Consider the following 367-nt stretch of genomic DNA (forward strand, 5'->3'; position numbering starts at 1 on the left):
GCAAGTGCGGCGGCGCAGCAAAGCGTCTTGTTCTTCATGCTCTGGGTGTTCCGGTTGCGATAAGTCGAGGCGGGCCAGCCCCGCGCGCATGGCGGCATCCCCAGGTGCATAGAGCCAAGGGCGTGGGGCGGGTCAGGGACAACGGATCAGGCCAGAGCAGGCGAGGCGCGGGGGTTGGCTGCGGGCCACAGGCGCCGGGGCCAGGCTGCCGGGGCAGCGGGCAGGCGGTCATCGAGCGCAGCGTGTGCGAACGGCAGGTCTGGCAGCAGGGGCGTGAACGCCAGGCCCGCGTGGCTGCACAGTGGACAATCGAGCGTGGTATTGGAGGCCAGGTTCTCGCCTAGCCATTGTTCGAAACCGATGGGGC

At 68.9% G+C, this 367-nt stretch carries 1 protein-coding gene; it reads right to left on the bottom strand.

The annotated features are described in order from the left end of the window. Nucleotides 1-146: 146 nt before the first annotated feature. A partial coding sequence (locus QWI17_RS00245; protein WP_441294571.1) for a hypothetical protein occupies nt 147-367 on the bottom strand: 221 nt, incomplete at its 5' end.

Source organism: Gilvimarinus gilvus (assembly GCF_030518155.1).
Classification (GTDB): domain Bacteria; phylum Pseudomonadota; class Gammaproteobacteria; order Pseudomonadales; family Cellvibrionaceae; genus Gilvimarinus; species Gilvimarinus gilvus.